The organism is Francisella persica ATCC VR-331, assembly GCF_001653955.1.
Lineage (GTDB): Bacteria > Pseudomonadota > Gammaproteobacteria > Francisellales > Francisellaceae > Francisella > Francisella persica.
Genome location: NZ_CP013022.1, coordinates 1,172,511 through 1,193,091 on the forward strand (window position 1 = coordinate 1,172,511; position 20,581 = coordinate 1,193,091).

A 20,581-nucleotide genomic window follows, 5' to 3' on the forward strand; every position below is an offset into this window, starting at 1 on the left:
AGGCTTGACAGTAACTTCTTTTCTTGTACTATCTTAGATAGATAAAAATATCATAGTTACATTATCAGCATTTTTGCTTTGTGTAAATATACCTAAGACTTGTGCTGTGTATTGCTCATCATTTTTGTCAAAATCACCATCTATCAAGGTTAAAGTACCTATATGTGATAAGTAATAGACATTGATAAATTTTTGTAACCATTTAAATAAATTATTTTTACTATCTCATGGCCAATTATAAGTTTATACGCAGGCTTATAATATATATTATTAATAAACATAATATCATCAAACTCATGCTCTTTTAAATTACGTGCTTGCCATAAAAATACTATTTATTAGTAAGGAAACAACAATCCACAGCAGGAGAAGCATAATCTTTTATTATTAGCTTAGATCTATCAACTCAGCCTTCTCTTTCTGGTTTTATTTCTGGTATGTTTTTATGCACTTAAAAGTCTAAGAAGTAAATCATCAATACCATATTGTTTTGGATTATAGGCAAATAAACTCACCAGTAATTATAAAATCAAAACCGTTTTCACTAGACTATTCTTTAGCTTTTCCATAAAAACCTTACATATAAATATAGATTCATATTTGTGCCATAGCTGTTTAGGATTTGTTAGCAACCTTTATATTCTTTGATTACATTGATAATATGGAATTTATGCCTAATTGCTCAGAAACCCCAAAGATCACTATTAAGCTTTTGTTTTTCTTTATTATGCTTTCTTATTACATTTATATGCCCTTCCACAGAAACCATTAAAAAAATTACTTCCTCAATATGAATGCCCAAGCATCATTTTTGTTGCTAACATTGAATCAAGACCACCAGAAATAAGTGATACTGCTTTAATTTGTCTTTTTTCCACTGCACTATTTTGCATAAAATATAAATATCTGTAACTATTTTAACATAACCAATAGTTTATAACTATACTTTTGTTAAAACTATAGGTTTTAAACATTAACTCTTTTGTTGATATGTCAAAGCAGTGCAGTAACTAATGATTGAGCCGAGCATTGCTCCAGCAATTAGATCACTAGTAAAGTGAAAATATTGCAATAGTTGTGTAATTAGCAATAAAAATACTAATAAAGCCCAAAGCAACCTATATTTAGGAAATAAAATCCACATACTAACGCTAAATGAAAATAATAAATGTAGCATGACCAGAAGGAAAAGAAGAATAATCACCATTAAACTTAAACCAGTTAAAGCTATAAAGAATTTATCTCTAACTAATGAAGGATTATGATTCCTAAATGTTTCTGGCCAATACATACCAAAAATACCTTTTAATATTTCTTTGATAAATTGACCTATAAATACAGCATTCGTACTAACAAAAACTTTTGCGTCAAAAGTAGATACCTTTTTGTATAAAAGTTCAATAAAATAATATATGTAAAATACAAGAAAATGACATGTTAAAGAAGAAAATATATCATCAGAAAAAAATCTGAAGAATGTGTATTGCCTTAAATTATGCTCGTACAAAAACCATATTATGTGTCTATCAACAAAGAAGTAGCAAAAGAATATTTAGAATAATAAAATAATAAATAATAAGCTTTTTTAGTTATTTTTAGACTTTATATTTTTTGAAATACTAAAATTATACAGTATTAATTAGCTATAATTTATTTTTTAATGGAAACATTCCCAAATTTCTTGGGCTAACTTTTTACTAATTCCTTTAACTTTGGCAATCTCATCAACAGATGCTCTGGATAACTCTTGCCAACCACCGAAATACATCATTAAAGCTTTACGGCGTTTTGGTCCAACTCCTTCAATTTCCTCTATAATTGATGACTGTCTATTTGAGCTTACTTTTTTACGCTGACCTTTGATAGCATGATCATGGGCAGAGTCTCTAATTTGGCGTAACAATAGAAATCCTGGATGATGCTCATCTAATGTATATTCAGTATCATCAAAACCTTTATAGATTTTTTCTTTACCACTTATACGCTCTACACCCTTACCTAAACTGACAAGCTGAACTTTATCTTTTATTCCAAATTCTCTAAAAACTGCTTCTGCTTGATGAATTTGACCTTTACCACCATCAATTATCATTACATCTGGTAGATTATTTGCCTCTAATCCAGAACTAACACGACGAAATACTGACTGATGAGTCGCTGCATAATCATCACCAGCTTTGATATCTTTGATATTATATCTACGATGAGATTTACGATCTTCACCTTCATCTGTATATACTACACATGATGCTACTGTTGCTTCACCTTGAAAATGAGAAATATCAAAACATTCAATACGCTTAATATCTTTTTCTAGTTTAAAAAATTCTTTTAAAGATTCCAAACGTTTTTTATATTGTGATTTTAAATTTGTATAGGTATTTAGCTTTTGTCGGGCATTTACCTCGGCTAACTTCAGCCACTTGAGATTATTAGCTGCTGGGACGACTATCCAATTTATGGTTTGACCATTTTTTTGCGAAATACTATTCATAATATCTGTAATATCAGCAAAATCTACTTTTGATAGAATTATATTCTTAGGCCAAATATTATGGATTTCATTACCTAAATAAAAATGTGATAAAAAAGCATGCATTATTGAGGTTTTATCTTGACCTTTTGCATCTATACTCCAGTGTCTATCTGCAACGACATCGCCATTTTGAATCTGTAATAAAGCTATACTTGCATAGTTATCATGCATATATATACCAATTACATCAAAAGTTTTATCTGCTTGAATATCAACTATTTGTTGCTGTTGTAATTTACGCAATACCACTAATTGATCACGATAAACTTTAGCTTTCTCGTACTCCAGGTTTTCAGAAGCTTGATACATCTTTTCAGAGATTTCTTCTAAAACAGTGCTAAACTTACCAGCTAAAAACTTTTTTAGTATCACTAACTGTTCATCATATTGCTGTTGAGAAACCAAACCTACACATGGTGCTAAGCAGCGTTTGATTTGGTATTGTAAACATGGTCTAACCCTAGACTTATAATATGAATTTTTGCACTGACGTACTGGAAAGATTTTTTGGATAATATTTAGTGTATTTTTAACTGATGATATCGAAACATAAGGTCCAAAACATTGTCCTTTTTTATATGCAGATTTACCACGAGAAAAAAATACACGAGGAAACTTATCACGAGAAATCACTAAATATGGATAGCTTTTATCATCCTTAAAAAGGATATTATACTTAGGGCGATGTTGTTTGATTAGACTATTTTCTAACAAATATGATTCATAGTCGCTAGGGGTAATAGTTATCTCAATTCGAGCTACCTGCTCTACCATCATTAGAGTTTTACTATCTTTAGCGCCTTTAGAGAAATAACTATTGACGCGATTTTTAAGATTTTTTGCTTTACCAACGTAGATTATCTCGCCATGCTTATCAATCATCCGATAAACACCAGAATGCGTAGTTAAGTTAGCTAAAAAGCTTTTTAAATCAAAATCTTTAGAATTATATAAAATCATATAATTTTATTAAACACTAAGTTTATGAAAAATGTTAACATATATAAACTTTTATACTAACTTATAAGTTTAAATTTCTCTAAGTATTTTACCTAAACTATGATAATTAATACAAATAAGCAATTAAATGCTTTGTTTAGTACAGATATCAACTGAAAATGAAATATTCATAATAGATGCACTTAAAGAGCTAGACTTTAGTAATTTAAAGGACATTTTTATGGATAAGGATATCCAAAAAAATAATCCACTCGGCAACTAATGATATTTTTATTTCAAAAAGTTCTTTAACTGTGAAGTAAATAATATTTTTGATGCACAACTTGCAGCTGCCTTTCTTGGTTTTCAAACACAATTGTCTCTAAAAACTCTTCTAAGAGAAATTTTAGATATTGAAATGGAAAAAGAATATCAGTTTTCAAATTGGAACAATAGACCACTAACGCCAAAGCAAATTGACTATGCCTATGCTATCAAAGATGTTGAATAATTTCATACAATTAAAAGAGTATTTGCAGCAACAACTAGCTAAAAGTCAATATCAAGATTTTTTTGAGCAAGAATTAATTGAAGTACAAAAAGCACAGTTTAACTCTATTGAAGGTATCCATACCAAAATAGGTAATATTCAAAAAATTGTTGAAAAACCTTTTAAAAAAACTCTATTTTAATAGCACAATGGCGTGAAATGATCGCTCAAGAAAAAAAATATTCCTGTAAGGTTTATTTTAGTAATAAAATATTTATATACTATAGCTCATATAAACCATAAATCTCTTAGCTCTTTTGACCACGATGAGCTAAAAAGATTAAAACATTGGATTTTTAAAGGTGTTATTACAGCACTTAGCTCAACTAAAAACTTAGATCAAGTAACCCTAGAACAAAATAGTGGTGTTAAATTATCTACAAAATTAAATGATAAGATAGTTGATTTTTGATTGATACACATACTAAACAACTTAAGTTTGATTCTACGTATAATTGCCTCAAAAAAAGATATTCGCTCGCTATCATATAATCTAAGTATTGATACTAACTACAAAAATAACAAACTCCTTACTGGTTGGAGATACGAAATAGTTAGCAAAAAATTAAAAGAGTATATGCTTGATAGCACAAAATAAAATATTAAAACTACAATTTTAGATCTACGAAACTTATAACTAGAAATTCTAAACTATATTTCTTAATAACTTTGGTATGATTTGCTGCTTTACTACCTCTAGCTGTAAACATCTATGCGCCAGAGATTTCCTTAATATTTGGTGATTTTGATTTCATTAATAGTATAGTTCTGACAATTTTTGTAATCTACTCTATTATCTTCTCTTTTAGTAAGCTGTTCTGGAAGCTATATCTGATAAATATGGTCGCAAGAAAGTTATAATTATTGGGAGTATTATTTACATTATAAGTACTGTGCTGTGCTCTTATAGCTATAACTTTAAGATCCTTGTGATTATGCATCTACTTCAAGGTTTATTTGACTCTATATATGCTGTAATTGCTTTTTCAATTGTGCGTGATTGCTACAAAGGAGCTAAACTTACCAGCTTACTTGCATCTATTATCATACATTACTAATTGCTCCTATTGTAGTAGCACCAATAATTGATTACTATCTTAACTGAGATAATTTACACGTGGCAAAAGTACATTTCATTTTCTCATTATTTATGGTGTGGTTATGCTTATCTGTGCGTGCTTAATTGAAGAAACTCTAGAATACAAAGATAGAAAATCAAATCTACTAAAACTAATCCCTATAACTACTTCCAACATCTTACTAATCATAGTTTTATGTTAGCAACTGTTGCTAATGGTACTATTTTTGCAACATTATGGTTTTGTGTTAATTCATCAAGAGCTGATTGATGGGTTGATTCAAGCTCAACATCTGGAGCAACACCTATTTTGATATGCTTCTAACCATTGCAGAGTACACAAACACCATTTATCTCCAGGTTTAAGATCAGGAAAATTAAAAAAGGATTCGGTGTTGTGTCATTATTGCACATACGACATGATAATTATGATCATGATTATCTGTACGGTAAAGCCATCACTATAAAAGCCAGTCTTTGGCTCTAAACAATACGATTTTAACACCACTGCTCCTAAAACATTTTTTTGCTCTGACATATTTCATAAATAAATGATTCTAAATATAACAATAAAAGTAAGATAGTTATGAAATAAATATTTTTAGATTAAAGTTTAGAGATATCAGCAGCTCCAATAAACATCTTACGCAAATTTGTAAGTAATGCAATTCTATTTTCTCTTATCTTGATATCTTCATCAATTACCATTACATTTTCAAAAAACTCACTAATTACTTTATCAAGACAAGTTAATAACTCTAAAGCATAAACATATTCTCGATTATTCAGATACTTCTCAAGATCAGGAACAACTTCTTCGATACTATAAGCAAGTGCTAACTCATATTCATTACCTACTGCTTTAGCAAGTTCAATATCATAATAGTAAGCTTTATATGTAGCATTCTTACTAAGAATATTAGTTACACGCTTATTTGAAGCTATTAGACTCTGAGCTTTATCTGAATTATAGAACTTAGTTACAGCTTGCACCCTCGCAGCAAAATCCTTAATTGAACCATATTTAGTATTATTAATAGCTTCAAAAATATCTACAGAAATACCCTCATCTTTATAGAGATTTTTTAGTCTATCTATACAGAAAGATATTACCTCTGTTTTTACATCAGCTTTAAATTCTAAATTATCAACTTTTTTATAACTTTCTAGAGTTATATCAATAACCTTTTCTAGAGATATATCAACACTTGTATCTCTTAATATACGCAAGATACCTATTGCTGATCTTCTTAGCGCAAATGGATCTTTGTTACCTGTTGGTTTTTGACCAATTCCAAATATACTAACTAAGGTATCTAATTTCTCAGCTAAAGCGACACATGCAGCAACATCAGTTTTTGGTAACTCTGCTCCAGAATACTTTGGCCAATATTGTTGCTCTATTGCCTCTGCTACTGTATCTGTTTCACCATGAGCTTTTGCATAGTATTTACCGATAATTCCTTGTAAATCTGTAAATTCAAACACCATATTTGAAATTAGGTCAGCCTTTGCTAAAAGCCCAGCTCTATATGCTTTTTGTGAATCAAAATTACTTAGCTTTGCTAACTTTTGTGCTGTATTAGCTATTCTTTGAGCTTTTTGATACATATTGCCAAGTTTACTTTGGAAAGTTACATGCTTAAGTTTAGGTAGTAGCTGTTCTAAAGGTGTCTTCAAATCAGTATCATAGAAAAATGCAGCATCTGCTAGCCTAGAATTCATTACCTTTTGATTACCTGATGTTACCAGTTCCGGTTTTTTACTTTGGATATTTGAAATTGTAATAAAATTAGAGACTAAATCACCATGTTTATCTAAAAGAGCAAAACATTTTTGATGCTCTTCCATAGAAGATATTAAAGCTTCTTGTGGAACTCTTAAGAAATTTTTATTAAAACTGCATAGCATTGCATTTGGATACTCAACTATAGCACAAACTTCTTCGACTAAATCATCATCTAAAACTACCTGATAATTATTTTCTTTGGCAATATCTTTAGCTTGCTTAATCAGCATTTGCTTACGCTGATCCCAATCTACAAGCACCATGACATCAGCTAGTAGTTTGACATAATCACTAATATTATTAATTACTATAGCTTGTGGATGATGGAATCTATGTCCATAAGTAATATTAGCAGCTTTATGCCCTAAAATTTCGATATCAACAATATCATTACCATATAGTGCTAAGACCCAATGCACTGGTCTTACAAACTCAACAACAGAATTTCCCCAACGCATCATCTTTGGAATTGGTAATTGTTTAAGTGCTTTGATGATAATTTCTTGTAATAGAGAAACTGTTAATTGACCAGATTGCGTAGTTTTATAGAAAAGCCTATCACCTTTTGGAGTTTCAATTCTATCTAATTGATCAAGATTAACTCCACAAGAATTTGCAAAGCCTAAACCTACTTGAGTAGGTTTACCATCATTATAGGCAATACTTACTAATGGTCCTTGCTTTTCAATTACCATATCTTCTTGAGACTCTACTAAATCTTTGACTATAAAAGACAGTCTTCTTGGTGAAGCAAACCATTTAGTATCACCAAAACTAACTTTTGCCTCTTTTAGCTGACTTTCTACATTGACTAATAAAGACTGAGCTAAATTTCTTAGTGCTTTTGGTGGTAGTTCTTCTGTACCCAACTCAAATAAAAAATCTTTTGTAACTTTGCTCATTTTAAAACCTTATAGATAAATGTTTATTTTCTTGTTAATACTCTCTCAACATTAAGCTGAGTTTATTCCAAAATCTCACAATAAATATAGATTATATTGAGATCCTGTACTTCAGCTATATTCACTTAATAAGTAAGTTCAGGATGACGAAAAGTATTATTCTTATAAATATTGGGCTATATTATAACTTAATAACCTAAAGAATTTAATTATACATCGATGTTTATTGATATGCATTATCACTTAGATTTTGATATTTTTAATAAAATTCGTCAAAACTACTACAAAACTGTAACGAGCTAAGTATTAACTATTTTATAAATCCTGCTATACTAAAACAACAAATTTACAATACTAGCTTAGAATTTATATATAAAAAATGTATATATCTAACTTACTCTTACAAAATTTTAGAAATATACTTTTTAAAAGTTTTGAATTTAAAAATAGTATAAATTTTATAGTTGGTAAAAATGGCTCAGGTAAAACATCAATCCTTGAATCGATATACTTTTTATCACATAGTCGCTCATTTCGTAGCTCACAGTTAAATAGAATAATAAATCATAATTGTGATGAGTTTATACTCTACACAAAAGCTTATAACCTAGATGAAATAACCATATCTTTATCACGCAAAAGAAATAGTAATAATATTTCGAAACTAAATTCAGAGATACAAAAAAATCATACTGAAATAACGCGTAATCTTCCTATACAATTAATAAACCCTGAAAGTTTTAATATTATCAACTCTAGAGCACAACAAAGATGTAAAGTACTCGACTGGGGAGCTTTTTATCTTGATAAAACCTTCTTAAAAATATGGCAACAAAGCAAATTTCTCGTAAAACAAAGAAACTCCGCTTTAAAACAGAACTATCCATATAACTATATACTCAGTATAGATAAAAAACTCTGTGAATTTTCTGAAATACTTGACTATAAAAGACAAACATATTTTGCTAAACTCAAGCCTAAAGTCTATGAAATTCTAGCTGAGTTTAATTCCGAGCTAAAGCTAGATATAGAATATTTTAGAGGCTGGAATTTACATAAAGATCTATCTCAAGTGCTAGAAGAATCTTTTAATTATGACAATAAATATAAAGTCACTAATCATGGTCCACATAAAGCTGATATAGTTCTAACTGTAGATCATAAACCTATCCAAGATATTTTCTCGCGTGGACAACAAAAATTACTTATTTGTGCACTAAAATTAGCACAAGGAGAAATTCATAACTCTAAAAATGATAATAAATGTATTTATCTGATAGATGATATAACTTCTGAACTTGATAATACTCATACACAAACATTATTTAACTATCTTAAAAAACTTAACTCCCAAGTTTTTATAACAACTACAGAAAAAAATAAAATTGATGAATTTATTGATTCAGATAGCTATATATTAGAAATATAAATCTTTTAATAAATTAAAAACCATGAAAAAACAAATGCTTACAATTTTCGTGACCTTCAATATTCTAGTATTTGTAAATAAAGTTTGTTATGGCAATACTTATCAAATAAATGTCACAAATGCAAATATATGATACAAAACCAAAACTAAATGATGTATAAAACATGATATTAAAAATTTCAATAAAATATCGTAATAGTCTTTGTTTCTAATATTAGTCCAATTTATAAAGGCGGTACTTATCAATATATCAAATATGGTAATCGTATAACCTCTCCTGATAAATGGTTTTTAAAATAAAAATAAAAGATTCTATAATACTTATAGCTACTGTATACAACTTACTCCAAAAACCTGCAATATCCTTACTCCTTACCACGCGAATAACTATCACACATTGCAGAATCTTGACCAACCTAAGCGATAAATAATTTTTTATTAACAAAATCTTGAGAATTGATACAACTTCGGTATTAGTTTGATTTTCTAACCTTTTTGAACCATTTCTTTGAATATAAATATAAATCAATATCAGTTTCATTTATTATATCATATTCATTACCATCACTAAAATGGTTCTTTAAGTTACTCTTTGATTAATCTCATCTAAAAGCCAACAGTAAGTTACCATTATCACCTGTTAAACATCCCTTGCTTCCATCTGGAAGAACTGATCCCGTTGCGGGCCTTGGACCTGAACATAAAATACCATAATACATTTCCAGTTGTCGTAATTTCTATCATAGGATGATTAGATGTAGTAGATGGTAATAAAGAAGATACAGCTGTTGAAGCATCTTGTTCATATAGAAATACATGGAATCATATTGATAGGAATATTTCATGCTGTTTTATTTATTTCAAGTGTTACAGGCATTTTAAAAAGTAAGTACTTAGAAAAACACTCATATTAAAACTGATACTTTTAAAGTATTCACTAAATTTATACTCCTAAATTAAAACACTTAATCAGTCAGCCTTAAAATTATACTGATGTTATGGATCCATAACATCAGGTACCAAATTTGTTTCAACATAAACTTTGACAGTTACATTCTGTGCATCAACTCCTCTCTTTATAATACTTGTATAATGTTGTCTTTATTCTATTTCTACACATCCAATAAGCTCAGAACCTGCATCAGTAAATTTATAATGAGTAATTATCATTAATATAACTTCGAGCTGTAATATCTGCTCTAGAAAGTTTTGCGATAACTTAATAATTTGAATACATCAGTATAGCTATAACAGAAATTATAGCAATTACAGCTATCACCACCATTAACTCTACTAATGAAAATCCACTATCATTCACAAAATTAGTCATATAAAATAAGAAATTTATTTAGACTATTAACTTTAGTTATAAGTACATAGTAAAAATTAATAGATGCAGTTTTAAATAGTAAGCAAAATGGCAATTAGATCTCTATTGTTTGATTTAATCTGATAGAATATACTTTGGTTAGTTTATTAATACATCATTTCAATTATGCTAAAAAAAAAATCATAATTCTATATAATATAGCTATTATACTAACAAGTTGTGCTGACTCTTATGAAAAAAATTTATGGAATAAATATCATGGAAAAATATCAACAAGATCTAATCTACACTCAAAGCTAGTTAAAGTACATAATCGTGACAGTTTAGCTTTTACATATTCACCTTATAGGGCAGATTTTCGTAATAAACTATAAAATTAATTATTAGACTTGTGATTAACTGCAGCATTAGTGACGTAAACACCCAAAAATACTACACCACCAAATAGCAAAGATAAGGTTGAAATAGTTTCACCATAAAAAAGAAAACCAATAAGAATAACTAAAAATGGTAGAGTATTTTGGAATACTGCTGTCTTATATACGCCAATTTCTTCAAGAGCCCCTAAGTACCATACATATGCTACTACAGTTGCAAAAGCCGCTATATAAAGCATACTTCCCCAGAATTTAAAATCGGTATGTGCTAATTGCGAAAAATCTGCTTTAAATAAACTTACAATAGCAAACATTATCATACCAACTATAGCACCATAAGTATTTATCGTAATCATGTGTACACCTTCTCTAACACAACATTTACCTAAGATTGCATAAGATGCAAAACATACTACAGCTAAGACACTTAATACTTCACCTAAGTTAATCTGAACACCATTTAAGCGTTCTGCTACACCATTAGAGAATAAAACGACGCCAATAGTACCAATCAATGCGACAAATATACCTATTTTACCCTGTTGATTTACTTTCATCTTAAAAATATAGCTAGAAAAAATCGTTATCAGACAAGGGGTAAAAGCATAGATAATAGCAACAATATTGCCAGAGATTAGTTTCTCAGCCCATAGGAATGTTACGTTATATAAAAAAACACCAAAAAAACCTACAGCAATAACATATGTCCACTGTTTTAGATTTAACCGTGGAAAAAATGTCTTTGTAAAATAGTAGTGTACTACAATAAAAATCAACGACGCAAAGGCATAGCGAACCAAACCAACTAGGTATATATCGACATAACTAAGTGGTAAAGGAGCTATATGGTATAAGCTTGCCCAAAACACCAAAGCTAAAACTATCTTAGCGTAGCCTTTTAATAATGAGTAATTCATGATTTATAGTTACTTGTTTTTTTATCAGATACTCTACTATATCTGAATTTAATAGTGTATAGATATCGCCAAAATTTTCGAAATCTTTTGCAGCTATTTTTCTTAAGATTCGATGCATGATTTTACACTGAACGAGTTTTTGGTAATTTTGAAGTAAATTGGATAACTTCTTGAGTCTTAATTTAACCTATTTCTTGTCTTATGTATTTAACCAAAGATTTTCTAACTTCATCTAGCCAAAGAAAGGTTTAGAAGTCGAGCCAGGCTTAATTTTATGTGCACCAGGTATAGTAGTTCTCAGTTTGCTACCATTTATCTACAAGTGGAGCTTGATTGTTACCAGCTTTTTCAACAACAAACTAATTCCAAGCTTATGGTTTTATTGGTTCGTTAACTGAGCCTAATACCATTAGAGAATTTCTACGAGTATTAGCTAAAAATTTATCACCAACCTTTAGCAAAAATCAAAGTTGATGCAGTATATAAGGTGCTTACATTATGTTGATCAACTTCCTGTAATAATCTTAAAGCATCTGGATACGTAGGTACACCCTCAATATTACTGATGTTGAGCCATTTGCAAAAGGCCCATAGACAACATATGTGTGTTCTGTAACCAATATTTACAGTACACCAGTAGACATCATAATCTTTATAATTAAAAATAAGTTTATAGTCATACTTGCATAAACTAAATATCCAGCTGAAGAATGAACTAAACCTTTAGGAACACCTGTAGAGCCAGATGTATAGAGCATAAATAAAGGTGTCTCACTAGGAAACGCTTGTGGCAGATGCTCATTTGAAACTTTTTTAGCTCTTGTGTTATAGCAAATATCTTTAATATCATTCCAGCTAAGCTAATGTTATCTGTGCCAGTATTATGCACAGCTAAGGCCTTTCTAATAAAATTAATTCATCAACAACTTTATCAATAGCTGCTGTCATATAGATATTATTTTGCTTGATTTGATAGCATAACCAACTTGTTATAACAAAATCACTCTTAGCATTGATAATATGTTGTTTTAGCGACTCTGATGAAAATCCACCAAAACTACAAAATGAATTACACAATACATGCACATGCTAGCATATATATGACTCTAGCACTAGAGGCATATAGATACAACATCACCTTTTTTGACTCCATTAGCCTTAAGTATGTTAGTCATTTAACAAACACGATGATATAAGACTCTCGGTAGGTTATTTTCTTAGATTTTTTCGGATTGTCAGCTTGCCATAATATAAAAGCTACTTGGTTTGCTTTATCTGGTAAGTGCCTGTCAACACAGTTATAGCATAATTCTCATCTTCAAACCGCTTGATATCAACCAGAGTAAAACTATTATAGGCTTTAGTAAAAGGTTTATGCCAATGTATATGTAGACTGTTCGCTTGTTGAGCCCCTCCAGAACTGCTCTAGGTTTTCTAGAGATTATTTATAGAGTTTTGCATATAGCTTGAAATTAATATGTGCTTGATTAATAAAACCTGAGGTACTTGAAACTTTGAGTACGACATACGCTTTGTCTTTAAATTTTATACTAAATCTGATATATAGAGTATTTAGCTCAAATTGTTTTAAATAATAGATTGTTAATATTTAACAACAATTATTAATATTTAATAAGTACTATCTATTTTGTAGATATTCTTTGAATTTATGACCTAATTCTTTATGCTGTAAGGCTATCTCATAATTAGCAATTAGAAAACCTAATTTACTACCACAATCATAACGTGTGCCTTTAAATTCATAAGATAAAATTTTCTCATCCTGATCTAATAATTTAGCGATTGCATCAGTTAGTTGAATTTCACCACCTGCACCCTCTGAGGTTGATTCTAAACACCTAAAAATCTTATTTGGTAATAAATATCTGCCTACAACCGCATTTGTTGATGGTGCTTTTTTTGGAACTGGCTTCTCAACAATTGCTTTTATAAGGTTATTATTATCTTTTGCAACTATACCATACGAATTTGTTTCTTCCTTCTTGACTTGTTGGGTTGCAACACAGCCTCTAATGTCAGTGCCCTCAACAGCTTTAATCATTTGACTTAACGTACCAGTACTACATTCATAATTATAAATTAAATCATCAGGCAGTATAACGGCAAAATCTTCAATTCCAACTAGCGGTTTTGCACATAAAACTGCATGGCCTAACCCTAAAGCTTCTGGCTGACGCACAAAGAAAAAACTTACATCTTTGGGAATTATATTTTTCACTAAGTCTAATAATTCATACTTTTGCTTTTTTTCCAAAGAATATTCTAACTCAAAGTTTCTATCAAAATGATCTTCTAGGGACTTTTTATTTGAGCTAGTAACAAATATTATCTCTTTACAACCTGCTTCTATAGCCTCTTCAACAGCATATTGGATTAGAGGTTTATCAACTACTGTTAGCATTTCTTTAGGACATGATTTGGTCGCTGGCAAGAACCTAGTTCCCCATCCAGCTACAGGAAAAATTGCTTTTCTTATTTTCATTTTAGCTCCTTTTAGATTAGCTATTAGCTAGATTACAGTATAGTGAGACACAAATATTATAACCGTTGTATGAAAGTTTACTCAATGCTTCTGAAAGCCTTTTTAAATCATTAGATCTTTTTACATATAGATCTACCAAAATCTCATCATCAAAATAATATACCGACATTTTTTTATCTAAAATAACATTTTCATCGATATTATTTTCAACAAAAAACTCTTTTATTTTAGTTAATATTTCAATATGAGATGGCTCAAAATTCTCTTGCTTAATAACTCCACTTTCATGGTTTGTAACATCGACATGTACCGTTATGTCTTTTATGTTATCAATATTATGGTAAATATTACTTTTAACTACCTCTGCGATATAATGTCCCTCAGAGGCCGTACTGAACTTATCTACTAAAATATGTACATCTAGTACAATTTTTCCTGCCATTTTTCTAGTACGAAGATAATGAAAGTCTTCAACACCTTGAGTTTTTGTTATTATTACTTTGATATCTTGACGTGTTTGGTCATCAACCCCTTCATCTATAAGTTCGGCAACAGCAGAGTATCCCCATTTTATCCCCATTTTGACAATCATACAGCACACAATAAACGCTGCTATAGTATCCATCCAAGCAAAACCTAAAAAAGCTCCAACTAAACCGACTAATACAACTACCGAAGACCACATATCAGAGCGACTATGCCAAGCATTAGCTCTTAACATATCAGAGTCAATCTTATTTGCAGCTCTCATTGTATATTGGTATATAAATTCATTACCCAAAATCGAGAAAATAGCCGCATAAACAGTAAATTTATCTGGTATAACATACTCACCGTTAAGTAAGCTTCCTAGAGAATGATAAATGATCATAAAACCAATAGTTATCAGCAGACCTGATAATACTAGTGTTGCTAAAGTTTCTAGGCGCTCATGCCCATATGGATGATTATGATCTTTGCCTTTATTTGCATACTTAGCCGCAAATAAAACCATGAAATCACTTAAAAGATCAGAAAATGAATGTATACCATCGGCAAATAAAGCTGGTGAACGTCCTATTACACCTATTAAAGTTTTAGATATAGTTAGCAAAGCATTGATTAACATGCCAATAAGAGTAACTTTTTTGGTAATTTGATATCTGTTATCTGACATTTTCAACCTCGTATCAAGTTATCGATTAATTTTTAATAAGATGATAATGCTTAGAGTAACTAAAGTCTATTGGTAATAGTAAATATATAACTAATCTTAATCTCTAGACATTACTAAGTTAAATATTAGGATATGAGCAACTATTAAGAATATGATAGCACCTAACCACCATACTATATGATTATCTAAACCATGAGCTGTAACATAATATGCTACAAATATAGATATTATAAACTAGCCGTTACTAAGTCATGATTACAACTTTTACGCTTAAAGCCATCAGCTATATGTTTCATATAATTAATAATACTAAAATTATAATCAACAAACCAAAACCTAAATCAATAAAACTCAAGGCATCAAAAATCGCAAATGTTAGCCACACCATAAGTATATTTATCCAAAAGATTTTAAAATCAGTTAATTTTTCCTGTCCTTCTGGTAGTGCATAACTACACGATTCATAATTTTTTTAAACCACTAAACATAGTACTCCTCTGGCTGATGGAATAAATACAAAGGAATATTAATCAATCTCCAAAAATGTGGATCACACACAGAAAAATTCGTAAATAATAAATATTGAAAATACTACCCCTGGCCATGGTGCTATTTTTACCCAATTTTGATTTCTTGCAAAATAATCTATCATCATATATCATCCCTAAGATACCTTCATATTGTAGGTATACTATCCTTGATCAAAGATACTAAAAAATCTTTAAATATCTTTGATTTTTTAACAAAATTTACTTTGCAAAGCTTATAAATATTTGTATAATGTACTTCGTCAGCTTGGAGAAATGGCTGAGTGGTCGAAAGCGGCGGTCTTGAAAACCGTTGACTGTAATAGGTCCGGGGGTTCGAATCCCTCTTTCTCCGCCATCTTGAAAGCCCTTAGAAATAAAGGTTTTTTTGTGTCCGATGGTTTTTTTTATATTTTTAAAACCTAATATTTTCTGAGATACTACAGAAATATTTTTTTTGATTATCTATTTCTCTTAAAATTCTCCGCTTGCTCAAATATATATTTGAAAACCTAATCTTTTGTAATTGGTGGATAATTATGCTTTGCTAAAAGCATTATCAGGACAACCTTAAGTTCTACCTTGATATCTTCTCTAATATTACATAATCAGTGTATTTTGATTTATCATCAACCACTTTTAAAACGTCTTTAGCTAAGGCTATAAGATTATCTTGTGGATAATCAAACTCATATCTAATTGCTATATACTTTAAAAATATCATAAAAGCTTTCTCTTCAAAGTTGATACCTACCATTTTCTTTATTTAAAGCATGATATAAATCAACAATCTCATCTGTGAAGTCGTTTAAAACATCACTAACCAATACATTTTGCTCTTTTCTCTCATTGTATTTTTCCACAAGATAATTAATTTTTAGAAAAATCTAAAGCTTTGACTTTATTTACTTTCTTATTCTTAAAGTCTTCTAAAGCCTTTGCTAGTAACTGTTGTAGAAGCTTAATTGTTAGTATTTGGAAATTTTACTTTATCAATCTTATTAGATAATTTTTATCAAAAATATGAATCTTTGATTCATCATTACTATCAAGTTTAAATATTTCTTCAACTTTTTCATTTTTGATTGCATTTTCTATCATATTGGCTACCCTTCTATTCATCTGAGCGGTATCTTGAGCCTTTCCTTTAGTTGGCTTAACGACAATAGAGCGGATAACTAAATAGAAATGGATAAGATCTTTCTCATGATCATTAAAAGCATCTGCAACAACAAATATCATAATCTGCTTTTAACTTCTTAACGATATACATAAATCTAATTTCTAATTTTTTGTGGATATATTCACTAGCAAAATTTAAGCAATTTAATTGTTCAATTGGTGAACTAGCAAAGTATCTACTATTATCAAACTTATGAAACAACTTAGCTAATAAATCTAGCTGATCTTTAACAATAACTATAGGATACCTACATATCCTCAAAGTTTTGGCTATCAACACTAGAAAAACTATTTAATAGCTTTTTTCATTGCTGTTTTCATACCGATATAGTTAACTATAAGCTATTTATTTTTACCTATATATTTTTTATTTACTCGAGAAATAGTTTAGATAAGTTATGCTGTTGGATTGGCTTATCAATATAAGATGGTATCTGAGAGAGGTACATCAAAATCTGTAAGCCACATATCAACTACTATAGCTATTTTGAAATTAGGTTTTTCATTTTTAAACTAGCGTATCTAGATTTTTGTACTCTTTTAAGCCAAGTAAATCATATAACCCTTTTTTATCATCTTGATTACTAGTCATATATCTATTTCTTTTCTTTGTCTATAAGCTCGGTGGTATCTTCACAAGCTTTTTTGATATTACACTCTGATCATAAGGCTATGATTTCTTTGAATAAGGTATAAGCTATCTATCTACTATTAGAGACAAACATCGCTTTGCTTTTTAGAGTTGCCCCCTGAAACTCTACGCTCATAATACTCGAAAAATCTTTAGCAATCGCAATATTACAAAGTATGACACTCATGTTTGTCATAGCTTTCTTACTTTCTTCTATCTGGTGCTCATTTGCTCCAGCTTCGGCACATTCTTGATAATATTTTTAAATCTCTTGAAGTTTTGAACTATCCATTTACCGTATAAGATACTATTGTTATAGCTGGCTATATATGCGATATGAATTTGAGATTTGTAGTTTGTTGTCATTTTTTTTGTATTCACTATTACTAACAACTTGAAGGACAGCCAATTACAAAACATAGAAAATCTTGGTGGAACTTACCAGGCAAAACATTGATTTTCTATGGTATTGGCAAACTGTTTTGGTGTATTACTTAACAAAAGGTGTTAGTCAAAAAATACAAATGGAGATCTTATTTTAGTCATTACATTAGCTAAAGTAATAAAGTAATTATCTTGGTATTTATAGATGCAAACCAAGATGTTTTTAGAAGTTAGAAATACTGATTTTAGCAGTAGCTATGCTAGTGCTAGGCTAGATATATTTTGTGGTTTGTTAGAGTATGAAAGTGACTATTTCTAGTGATTGATATATATGGATAGCTTTTGGAAGGTTATTGTAAAGTGTTGATAGTAAAAATGATAAATTACTGTAAGATGTTTTTACTCTTTGAAGTTTAGCTGACTAAATAGTTTTTCCTGCTAGTAACAGCAAAATCATACCTATCATTTTATCTTTATCTGCTGGTTGAGATTCTGCTATTAAAATTGTTAAAGTAGCTAATGCTTCTGGGGTTATTCTATGACTGTAGTTAAATTTCTTTAATAACCAAATAAAAGTAAAAGCACCTGTGCGTTTATTACCATCATTAAATAGATGGTTTTTAACAGTGAAATATAATAAATGTGCTGCTTTTTCTTCAATACTTTGATAAAGCTCTTGTCCAAACACATTCTGGAACACATTTTTTATAATACTTTCTAAGCTACCCTTTGACTTTTCTTGAGCAAAAAGAGTTGTTGCCTCATTTTTGTTCATAAGATTTTCTTTTAGTTTTTGTATATCTTTATAAAGTTGTTGTACTGATATTTCTATATCAGTAGATGTATTAGTTTTTGGAAACTTCTGCTCATCATAACTTTGTAAAGAAAACCAAGTGTATGAAAATGTTTTTATTAATTCTAATATATCATCATTATTAATCTGTTTTTGTGCCGAAGCTTGTAGTTTAGATATAATATCAACCAAAAGATTTGGATCATTTTCAATTCTTAACTGATTAATTGTATAGCATTGTGTTATATGCTGTTTTAAGATTTGTGTTGCCCACTTTCTAAACTTTATTGCCTTTACTGAGTTGGTCTTATAGCCAATAGCTAATATTACATCTAAAGAATAAAAAACTACTGGCTTATTAGAATTTGCAATATGCATTTTTTGCATATTGCTTTTTTCATCAACTTCACCTTCCTTAAATATATTCCTAATATGCCTAGAGATCACAGACTGATCTTTGCCATATAAAGAAACAATATCTTTTTGACTAGCCCAAATAGTTTCACTATTAAAGTCAGCTTTTAATTCTAAAGCACCATTTTCAAGCTGGTATATTACTAAATCTTTCTCTTTATTCATTACTTAAAGCTTCAAAATCTAGGATTATATTTTCAATACTATATCAATGTTTATATAGATACAAACTCAAACCATTGGCTAAACATCATCTGTTAGATTGAATTGTCTCTTTTGTCCATTAGTTGAAATAGTAACTGACTTTATAAATTCAATAGCTTTTAAAACTATTTGAGTTTTAGTTTGATCTGGCATTACATATCTAACTTTGTTAATTTGATTGGCTTTTATCATTTTCAGATATTGAACTATTACCTGCTGATAGTGATATTTACTCTTTATCGTTCGCCAACCTTCTATAGCTATTTTTTGATAATCTCGTGTAATGATAATCTGTATTAAGTCATTTTATTATTAAAGCTTAGCTTTTTCAGATAAAATAACAGATTTCTCTATATTTGGATTATTTTATCATTAATAACATCCTTATAAACTTATAAGAAAGTTGCATATATTTATAAACTATGCCACCCAAAGACTTTTCTACATCTTGTATGCCATCAACTATAGATCCTGTTCCTCTAGTTACAAATGTTGTACTTAAACCTATTATTAACTTCTGTTACAATAAGATTAGAATAACCATCTTGACCTAAATATTCATATTTTATTTGTTGACCATTTTTACCAACTATTGTATGCGTCGTACTAATTTATATTTTGATAATGTAGACTAATAATATTCTCTATTATTAACCTAAAGCTTCATGTAGTTGGTTGACATTTCCATTAGAATTAAACTCTATAATAATCTCTATATTTAGTTTATCTCCATTAAAGAATATTTAAGATAATGATTTACCTCAACTTGATATATATATCATAAAACTTTTCTATATAATCTAACTCACTTATATTGCTGCATCTTTAGTTGTTAATTTACTCATAATATCTCCCCTTTATTTATTTTATGATAATGTTTTTTACTGGTTGATAATATTCTGTTTTTTATCGGAATTATGATATTTATTTTTGAGTTTGT

At 29.4% G+C, this 20,581-nt stretch carries 15 protein-coding genes, 1 tRNA gene and 6 pseudogenes; 6 read left to right on the forward strand and 16 right to left on the reverse strand.

All coding sequences use genetic code 11. The annotated features are described in order from the left end of the window. Nucleotides 1–33: 33 nt before the first annotated feature. Complete coding sequence (locus FSC845_RS08930; protein WP_227806662.1) at nt 34–147, reverse strand: hypothetical protein; 114 nt, start codon at nt 145–147, stop codon at nt 34–36. Between the two features lie 1,510 nt (nt 148–1,657). Next, nucleotides 1,658–3,496, reverse strand: coding sequence for an excinuclease ABC subunit UvrC (gene uvrC, locus FSC845_RS05185; RefSeq protein WP_064461002.1), 1,839 nt, complete (start codon nt 3,494–3,496; stop codon nt 1,658–1,660). Between the two features lie 130 nt (nt 3,497–3,626). Between uvrC and FSC845_RS05190 the strand changes: the two are divergent. Both FSC845_RS05190 and FSC845_RS09740 read left to right on the forward strand, forming a co-directional pair. Continuing rightward, nucleotides 3,627–4,623: pseudogene (locus FSC845_RS05190) on the forward strand (ribonuclease D); the annotation flags it as partial. Between the two features lie 35 nt (nt 4,624–4,658). Continuing rightward, a pseudogene (locus FSC845_RS09740) lies at nt 4,659–5,362 on the forward strand (MFS transporter); the annotation flags it as partial. On the opposite strand, the pseudogene FSC845_RS07875 reads toward FSC845_RS09740, so the two are convergent. Together FSC845_RS07875 and glyS are read right to left on the reverse strand one after the other, a co-directional pair. Further along, a pseudogene (locus FSC845_RS07875) lies at nt 5,290–5,641 on the reverse strand (DUF2237 domain-containing protein). The pseudogenes FSC845_RS09740 and FSC845_RS07875 sit on opposite strands and share 73 nt — an antisense overlap. 68 nt (nt 5,642–5,709) lie before the next feature. Continuing rightward, on the reverse strand, nt 5,710–7,794 hold the full coding sequence (glyS, locus tag FSC845_RS05195; protein WP_064461003.1) for a glycine--tRNA ligase subunit beta: 2,085 nt from the start codon (nt 7,792–7,794) through the stop codon (nt 5,710–5,712). A 219-nt stretch (nt 7,795–8,013) separates the two neighbouring features. Here glyS and FSC845_RS08940 point away from each other — a divergent pair. Together FSC845_RS08940 and recF are read left to right on the forward strand one after the other, a co-directional pair. Beyond that, a pseudogene (locus tag FSC845_RS08940) lies at nt 8,014–8,123 on the forward strand (TatD family hydrolase); the annotation flags it as partial. A 50-nt stretch (nt 8,124–8,173) separates the two neighbouring features. Next, nucleotides 8,174–9,223: a DNA replication/repair protein RecF gene (gene recF, locus FSC845_RS05200; protein ID WP_064461004.1), complete on the forward strand. Its 1,050-nt coding sequence runs from the start codon at nt 8,174–8,176 to the stop codon at nt 9,221–9,223. Nucleotides 9,224–10,445: 1,222 nt separating this feature from the next. Here the strand turns inward: recF and FSC845_RS07885 are convergent. Beyond that, nucleotides 10,446–10,553: pseudogene (locus FSC845_RS07885) on the reverse strand (prepilin-type N-terminal cleavage/methylation domain-containing protein); the annotation flags it as partial. Between the two features lie 149 nt (nt 10,554–10,702). On the opposite strand from FSC845_RS07885, the gene FSC845_RS08945 reads away from it, so the two are divergent. Further along, on the forward strand, nt 10,703–10,927 hold the full coding sequence (locus tag FSC845_RS08945) for a hypothetical protein (protein ID WP_064461742.1): 225 nt from the start codon (nt 10,703–10,705) through the stop codon (nt 10,925–10,927). A 2-nt stretch (nt 10,928–10,929) separates the two neighbouring features. Here FSC845_RS08945 and FSC845_RS05210 read toward each other — a convergent pair whose 3' ends face one another. The 6 genes and pseudogenes from FSC845_RS05210 to FSC845_RS09750 all read right to left on the reverse strand — a co-directional run bounded on the left by FSC845_RS05210 (nt 10,930) and on the right by FSC845_RS09750 (nt 16,161). After that, a complete protein-coding gene (locus tag FSC845_RS05210; protein ID WP_064461005.1) occupies nt 10,930–11,847 on the reverse strand; it encodes a DMT family transporter in 918 nt (305 codons plus the stop codon). A gap of 623 nt (nt 11,848–12,470) precedes the next feature. Then, on the reverse strand, nt 12,471–12,692 hold the full coding sequence (locus tag FSC845_RS10120; protein ID WP_407637681.1) for an AMP-binding protein: 222 nt from the start codon (nt 12,690–12,692) through the stop codon (nt 12,471–12,473). Between the two features lie 46 nt (nt 12,693–12,738). Next, the gene (locus tag FSC845_RS08955) at nt 12,739–12,924 is read right to left on the reverse strand and encodes a hypothetical protein (RefSeq protein WP_227806664.1); all 186 of its coding nucleotides are present in this window, start codon (nt 12,922–12,924) and stop codon (nt 12,739–12,741) included. Between the two features lie 562 nt (nt 12,925–13,486). After that, nucleotides 13,487–14,350 carry a UTP--glucose-1-phosphate uridylyltransferase GalU gene (galU, locus tag FSC845_RS05220; RefSeq protein WP_064461006.1) on the reverse strand — a complete coding sequence of 288 codons (864 nt, stop codon included), beginning with the start codon at nt 14,348–14,350 and terminating at the stop codon, nt 13,487–13,489. 16 nt (nt 14,351–14,366) lie between these two features. Further along, nucleotides 14,367–15,506 carry a cation diffusion facilitator family transporter gene (locus FSC845_RS05225; RefSeq protein ID WP_064461007.1) on the reverse strand — a complete coding sequence of 380 codons (1,140 nt, stop codon included), beginning with the start codon at nt 15,504–15,506 and terminating at the stop codon, nt 14,367–14,369. A gap of 96 nt (nt 15,507–15,602) precedes the next feature. Next, nucleotides 15,603–16,161 (reverse strand): annotated as a pseudogene (locus FSC845_RS09750) (HXXEE domain-containing protein). Nucleotides 16,162–16,303: 142 nt separating this feature from the next. Here FSC845_RS09750 and FSC845_RS05230 point away from each other — a divergent pair. Beyond that, nucleotides 16,304–16,391 (forward strand) — tRNA-Ser (locus tag FSC845_RS05230). A 219-nt stretch (nt 16,392–16,610) separates the two neighbouring features. On the opposite strand, the gene FSC845_RS08960 is transcribed toward FSC845_RS05230, so the two are convergent. The 5 genes from FSC845_RS08960 to rhuM form a co-directional block, all read right to left on the reverse strand. Next, nucleotides 16,611–16,757 (reverse strand): hypothetical protein, encoded by a 147-nt coding sequence (locus FSC845_RS08960; RefSeq protein ID WP_236940285.1) that lies wholly within the window; start codon nt 16,755–16,757, stop codon nt 16,611–16,613. Between the two features lie 13 nt (nt 16,758–16,770). Next, nucleotides 16,771–16,896 (reverse strand): hypothetical protein, encoded by a 126-nt coding sequence (locus FSC845_RS09405; RefSeq protein WP_257719645.1) that lies wholly within the window; start codon nt 16,894–16,896, stop codon nt 16,771–16,773. 121 nt (nt 16,897–17,017) lie between these two features. Then, entirely contained in the window at nt 17,018–17,275 is a 258-nt protein-coding gene (locus FSC845_RS09320) for a type I restriction enzyme endonuclease domain-containing protein (RefSeq protein WP_250635902.1), read from the reverse strand. Then, on the reverse strand, nt 17,247–17,495 hold the full coding sequence (locus tag FSC845_RS09325) for a type I restriction enzyme endonuclease domain-containing protein (protein WP_250635903.1): 249 nt from the start codon (nt 17,493–17,495) through the stop codon (nt 17,247–17,249). The genes FSC845_RS09320 and FSC845_RS09325 overlap by 29 nt, the downstream gene beginning before the upstream one ends. Before the next feature lie 1,156 nt (nt 17,496–18,651). Beyond that, nucleotides 18,652–19,602 (reverse strand): virulence protein RhuM/Fic/DOC family protein, encoded by a 951-nt coding sequence (rhuM, locus tag FSC845_RS05240; RefSeq protein ID WP_064461008.1) that lies wholly within the window; start codon nt 19,600–19,602, stop codon nt 18,652–18,654. Nucleotides 19,603–20,581: the final 979 nt, after the last annotated feature.

Excerpts from the sequence above, each read along its gene's own strand:
- uvrC (WP_064461002.1), bottom strand. The coding sequence starts at position 3,496 with ATGATTTTATATAATTCTAAAGATTTTGATTTAAAAAGCTTTTTAGCT.
- glyS (WP_064461003.1), bottom strand. The coding sequence starts at position 7,794 with ATGAGCAAAGTTACAAAAGATTTTTTATTTGAGTTGGGTACAGAAGAA.
- recF (WP_064461004.1), top strand. The coding sequence starts at position 8,174 with ATGTATATATCTAACTTACTCTTACAAAATTTTAGAAATATACTTTTT.
- FSC845_RS05210 (WP_064461005.1), bottom strand. The coding sequence starts at position 11,847 with ATGAATTACTCATTATTAAAAGGCTACGCTAAGATAGTTTTAGCTTTG.
- galU (WP_064461006.1), bottom strand. The coding sequence starts at position 14,350 with ATGAAAATAAGAAAAGCAATTTTTCCTGTAGCTGGATGGGGAACTAGG.
- FSC845_RS05225 (WP_064461007.1), bottom strand. The coding sequence starts at position 15,506 with ATGTCAGATAACAGATATCAAATTACCAAAAAAGTTACTCTTATTGGC.
- FSC845_RS08960 (WP_236940285.1), bottom strand. The coding sequence starts at position 16,757 with ATGATATTTTTAAAGTATATAGCAATTAGATATGAGTTTGATTATCCA.
- FSC845_RS09320 (WP_250635902.1), bottom strand. The coding sequence starts at position 17,275 with ATGATATTTGTTGTTGCAGATGCTTTTAATGATCATGAGAAAGATCTT.
- rhuM (WP_064461008.1), bottom strand. The coding sequence starts at position 19,602 with ATGAATAAAGAGAAAGATTTAGTAATATACCAGCTTGAAAATGGTGCT.